Raw genomic sequence first — 6681 nt, 5'->3', positions numbered from 1 at the left:
ATGTGATGGACTTAGCTCCACTGTAGGTTGTCGCTGTATTTCCACTCGCATCTTTCGCCGTAATCGTGATGTTTTGTGTCCCTCCTGCCGTTTGGGTGCCAGTTCCGGTAATGATAAACTTACTAGCTGTTCCTGCGCCTACCGTTACATTAGCACTCGTTACTGCGGTGCCTGTAGCTGGACTAAACGTGAAGGTGCCTGTGCCTGTGGTTCCGGTATAAATTAATCCAAGGCTAGTCAAATTCGCTACTCCTCCTGAGAAATCAGCACCTGCATTTAATTTATTCGTGCCTGATAATCCAGATATAGAACCTGTTAGGCTATTAACAGAAACCGTTACGTTATTTCCTGCCGCATTAAAGGTTGTTACTAAGTTACCATAAGCATCCAAGGCTTGTAAAGTATTCGTACCCGTAAAGGCCACACCGCTATTTTGAGGACTTGCCAAGCTAACAGCCAATTTTTCGAAGGCTGTTGCTGAAACGGTCACTGGTAATTCATGGTGGTTTCCTACAGCTACTAAAGTCCCGTCGGAAACTTGTACTACTGCATTTTCTGCTTTGTACAGTGTCAATGAAACGGTGGCAATACCCGATGTAAACACGACCGAAGTATTGGATCCAAATGCAGTTCCGTTGACTGTTGGAGTTGTAGCTGGGCTTGATGAGCTATTCGCACCGGAGAATACTAATGTCTTAGTACCTGCATATAAAGTAACCGTATTATGATTCGCATCCACTACACGTATGGTAATCGATTGAGAAGTACCAGCCGTTTGTGTTTCAGATCCAATGAGCATGATATGATCAGCTGGACCAGCGTTCATGGTGATACTAGTACTTACCGCAGCAGAACCTGTAGCTGGTGTAAAGGTAAATGTCCCTGAACCGATTGTTCCTGAGTATTTCAATCCAAGGCTAGATAAATTAGCCACCCCATTCACAAAATCGCCTGCACTGCTTAACTTATTGGTTCCTGATAATCCTGAAATTGCTCCCGTTAATGTCGTAGTAACTGTTACATTATTCGCTGAAGCATCAAAGTTAGTTATTGTATTACCATAAGCATCTTGGGCCGTTAAGGTATTCGTGCCTGTAAAGACTACTCGGTTAGACTGTGGAGAACTTAAACTAACTACTACTTTACTAAATGAGCTTGGACTAACCGTTACGGTCAATCGATCTGCTCCAGCTGCACTGATACTACCATCACTCACCGCAAAGTTTGCCACCTCTGCCGTATATAGCGCCAAGGTGGTTGTAGCTACACCATTGGCAAATGTTAAAGTTGCCCCAGTGTGGATATCTTGTTCTACAGAATTTTTATCAATGACATAAGGGTGAACAATTGGATTGCTTGAATCTAAAGCACCTGAGAAGGTCAAGGCGTGATCTCCTGTGTAGGATGTTACCGTGTTTCCATTGACATCTTTGGCCGAAATGGTAATCATCTGTGTACCACCAGCGGTTTGAGTAGCATTTCCTGTTACAACCAAACGAGTTGCCACACCTGATCCAATGGACACATTTCCTGAAGTCACAGCGCTTCCACTGGCAGGTGTAAAGGTAAATGTACCAGTACCAACTGTTCCTGTAAAGGTCATTCCTAAGCTCGACAAGTTGGCAACCCCATTACTAAAGTCACCTGCACTAGATAATTTATTTGTTCCAGATAATCCTGTAATACTACCTGTTAAGCTTGTCGATACAGAAATATTATTTCCAGAAGCATCAAAACCTGTCACCACGTTGCCATACGCATCCAAAGCTGTCAAGGTATTGCTACCTGTAAAGGCTACTCCATTGGCTTGGGAACCTACTAGACTAACTGCCAATTTAGAGAAGCTTGCTGGACTAACCGTGATAGGCAAACTACCTCCAACGCTTGAATTAATAGAACCATCCGACACTTGAATTTCGGCACTTTCCGCTTTGTAAGCTTTCAAATCTGCTGTACCCACTCCATTCGAGAATGTTACTACCGTGGTCGAACCAAAATTGGTAGCTACACTATTTTTGTTGGTGGCAGTAGGAGTTGTCACCGGATTAACTGAACTATTTGCACCTGAGAATGTCAAATTCTTATCGCCAGTATAGGATGCGGCCGTATTACCACTTGCATCTTTAGCTGTAATGGTGATTGTTTGTGTAGCTCCAGCTGTTTGAGTACCTGTTCCAGTAATGAATAATTTAGTAGCTGCTCCTGCATTGATGGTCACATTGCTTGAAGTAATGGCTGTTCCAGATTGCGGTGTAAAGGTAAATGTACCCGTACCTACTGTACCTGTAAATACTAAACTAGACGTTAAATTAGCAACTCCACTGGTGAAATTACCTGCCTGATTCATCACATTAGCCGTATAACCACTTATACTTCCAGTCAATGTGCCTGTGATGGTAATTGGGTTAGCACTCGCATCAAATGCTGTTACTGTATTACCATAGGCATCTAGGGCAGTTAAGGTATTCGTACCGGTAAAGGCCACTCCATTGGTTTGTGGACTAGCTAAACTTAAGCTTAATTTAGCAAAGGCAGCAGCCGATACTGCCACAGTCAATCGGTCCGAACCGGATGTTGAAATACCAGCATCTGTGGCGGAAACAATAGCACTTTCTGCTTTAAACAAGATCATGTTAGCCGTAGCAACTCCATTGGTAAAGGTGACATTTATTGCTGTACCAAAGTTTACTCCACTTACTGTTGGATTCGTGACTGGACTAGCTGAGCTAGTTGCTCCTGAGAAGGTAATGCTCTTAACGCCCGTATAAGCCGAAGCTGTATTTCCATCGGTATCTTGTGCAGTCAAAGTAATACTTTGAGAAGAGCCTGCCGTTTGAGTAGCATTTCCCGTTATAAGCAATTTGGTAGCTGTGCCTCCATTGATGGCTATATTTACACTCGTACCTGTAATTCCACCAGTAGCCGAGGTAAAGGTAAATGTTCCAGTACCAGACGTACCCGTAAAGGTTAATTTACTACTTAAATTACTTACCCCATTCACAAAATCTCCCGCACTGTTTAACTTGTTTGTTCCAGATAAACCAGAAATGCTTCCTGACAAACTTGTGGTGACAGTCACATTATTGGCACTTGCATCAAAACTCGTTACAGTATTACCATAAGCATCTTGAGCCGTAATACTATTAGTCGAAGTAAATGCTTGTCCATTAATTTGAGGAGTAGATAAGGCTAGCGCAAATTTATTTAAGCTTGCTGGTGAAACGACCACAATAAGACGATCACCTCCACTAGATACCAAGGCTCCTTGCGTAGCCACGATGGTGGAAGTTTCTACTCGGTATAATTTCAGGGTTGCCGTGGCCACACCATTCGTAAACGTGATGATGGTAGCTGTACCAAAATTCACGGCTGAACTATTCTTATCGGTAACCGTTGGATTCACTAAAGGATTGGTCGATGAAAGTGCTCCTGAGAATACAATGGATTTATCTCCAGTATAAGAAGGTACAATATTTCCGCTTGCATCCTTCGCACGTAAGGTGATGGTTTGAGAACCTCCTGCTGTTTGAGTACCTGTTCCAGTTACTTCCAAGCGACTTACCGTACCCGGGTTAATGGTTACATTGCTGCTAGTAATGGCTGTTCCAGTAGCTGGAGTAAAGGTAAATGTACCTGTTCCAGAAGCTCCTGTATAGATTAATCCTAGGTTGGTCAAATTAGCCACGCCAGCTACAAAGTCATTGGCATTGTTTAATTTATTGGTACCAGATAAACCTGTGATGATTCCACCAAGGCTATTAGTAACCGTCACGTTGTTGATTGAAGCATCTAAATTAACCGTATTCCCAAATTCATCTTGTGCCGTTAAGGTATTAACACCTGTAAAGGCTGTGCCTGTAGTTTGTGGACTGGCCAAGCTTACGGCCAACTTACTGAAGGAACCAGGAGTAACTTCAAACGGTAAATTTCCACCACCACTTGAACTAATCGTTCCATCAGTCACACTAACCGTAGTAATTTCAGATTTGTAACCTTTTAGAATACTGGTTCCTACTCCATTGACAAAAGTAACGACAGTGGTCAAACCAAAATCGATATCCACTGAATTCTTATTGCTCGCTGTGGGTACTTTTGAAGGAGATGATGATGTTGAGAAAATCAAGTTTTTATCTCCTGCATACGAGGTTGTGGTATTACCACTAGCATCCTGTGCCGCAATAGTAACCGATTTCGTCGTTCCTGCTGTGATAGCTCCTGGGGTTGCAGTAATTACTAATTTAGTTGCCGTACCTGGGTTAACCACCACATTGCCACTGGTTACTGCCGTTCCCGTAGCTGGTGTAAAAGTAAATGTACCTGTTCCAATAGTACCTGTAAAGATTAATTTGGAAGTCAAATTAGCCACACCACTCACAAAATCTCCAGAAGCATTTAATACTGCTCCTCCACTTAATCCAGTAATGCTACCGGTTAAGGTTTTGGTCACTGTTATGTTATTCGAAGAAGCCGTAAAAGCTGTCACGATATTTCCATAAGCATCTTGCGCCGTCAAAGTATTCGTACCTGTAAAGGCTGTTCCATTGATTTGTGGACTAGCTAAACTTACCGCTAATTTGGTGAATGTTGATTCAGAAACTGTTACCGATAATCGATCTGAACCAGTCGCTACAATAGAGCCATCTGTCGCAGCGATTGTTGCACTTTCTGCTTTATATAAAATCATACTAGCCGTTGCCACCCCATTGGAGAAACTAATGCTAGTAGCCGAACTGACATTGGTTCCTGCTATTGTTGGTGCAGTTGCTGGAGAAGAAGAACTGTTAGCCCCAGAGAAAGTTAAACTCTTAGTGCCGGTATAAGCTGTAGCCGTGTTACCACTTGCATCTTTGGCTGTAATCGTAATTGTTTGTGCAGAACCTGCTGTTCCTGTACCACTACCTGTAACAACTAATTTGGTAGCTAAACTACTTGAAATCGTGATGGATGAGCTTGTTCCTGTGGCTCCACCTGTAGCAGCTAAGGCCGTAAATGTTCCCACCCCAGATGTACCAGTATAAATTAATCCCGCTGTAACATTGGCTACCCCACTCACAAAATCACCAGCACTAGTCAATTTATTGGTTCCGCTTAATCCACTGATAGCTCCAGATAAACTAGTCGATATAGTCACATTGTTTGAACTTGCATTGAAATTCAAAACAGTATTACTGTAAGCATCTTGAGCAATGATTTCATTCGTACCAGTAAAGGCAGAAGCATTTACCTGCGGAGAAGCCAAATTGACAGCAAATTTATTTAAACTTCCATAGGCTACTGCTACACTCAAACGATCTGCTCCTGAAGAAACTAATGCCCCTTGCGTAGCTACAATAAGTGCAGATTCTGCTTTATACAATTTCATGGAAGCTGTTGCCTCACCATTGGTAAAGGTGATGGTGGTAGCAGTTCCAAAGTTCACATCGGCACTAGTTTTATCACTGACCGTTGGATTAACCACTGGTGAATTGGTTTGATTTGCACCAGAGAAGACCACCGATTTATCACCTGAATAGGTAGTCACCACGTTTCCACTTGCGTCTTTGGCTCGTAAAGTAATGGTTTGTGCATCACCAGCCGTCACATTGGCTGTGCCAGTAATCACCAAACGATTCACTGTACCAGGATTTACCGTTACGTTGGCGCTTGTAGTCGCAGTACCAGTAGCAGGAGTGAAAGTAAATGTTCCAGTTCCTGATGTACCTGTAAAGGTTAATCCCAAGCTGGTTAAATTAGCCACTCCACCAACAAAATCATTGCTATTACTTAGCTTGTTGGTACCTGATAATCCAGAAATACTACCGGTTAAGCTAGTACTTACAGTTACATTATTGGTAGCAGCATTGAACGCCACGGTATTACCATAAGCATCTTGTGCGGTTAAGGTATTCGTACCTGTAAAGGCTGTCTCATTCACTTGTGGACTTGCCAAGCTTACCATTAATTTGGTGTAACTGGATGCATTAACTGTTACATTGAAACGATCTGATCCTGTTGCTGAAATACTTCCATCTGTAGCTGACAAATCAAGCGTTTCTGCTTTGAATAAAGCAAGACTAGCAGTAGCCACACCATTGGAGAAGCTAATACTAGTTGCCACCCCAACATTGGTTCCTGCCACCGTTGGGTTAGTCGCAGGATTGATAGAAGCATTTGCTCCTGAGAAAGTAATCGATTTAGTTCCTGTATAAGAGGTAACCGTATTTCCATTAGTATCTTTAGCGGTCAGAGTTATCGTTTGAGTCGATCCCGCTGTTTGTGTCGCTGAAACTCCTGTAATGATTAATTTCGAAGCACTACCTGAACCAATTGAAACATTGGTAGATGTGGCTGCCGTACCTGTAGCTGGGGTAAAGGTAAATGTACCTGTTCCTGCATTTCCTGTAAAAATTAAAGCAGAGGTCAAATTAGCCACTCCATTCACAAAGTCTCCCGCACTGTTTAATTTATTGGTTCCAGATAATCCTGAAATAACCCCTGTTAAACCGGTGCTTACTGTAATATTATTTGATGAAGCATTGAATGTGGTAACTGTATTACCATAATCATCTTGGGCTGTTAAAGTATTGGTTCCCGTAAAGGCTGTGCCATTCACTTGTGGACTCGCCAAGCTCACCACTAATTTACTGAAAGTGGCTGGCAATACCGTTACCGATAATTCATGTGAATTACCTGTCGCATTAA

The 6681-nt window shown here is 42.6% G+C and carries 1 protein-coding gene; it reads right to left on the bottom strand.

Annotated elements, in window-relative coordinates; translation table 11 throughout:
* Positions 1 to 6681 (bottom strand): hypothetical protein (locus tag EWU23_RS13665; RefSeq protein WP_166233163.1); only part of this gene is annotated, 6681 nt, incomplete at both ends.

Origin of the sequence: Aquirufa beregesia, assembly GCF_011090385.1 — a bacterium.
In the GTDB taxonomy this organism is placed as follows: Bacteria; Bacteroidota; Bacteroidia; order Cytophagales; family Spirosomataceae; genus Aquirufa; species Aquirufa beregesia.
Note: the sequence above shows the minus strand (reverse complement) of the source record. Positions and strands in the feature narration are given on the sequence as shown.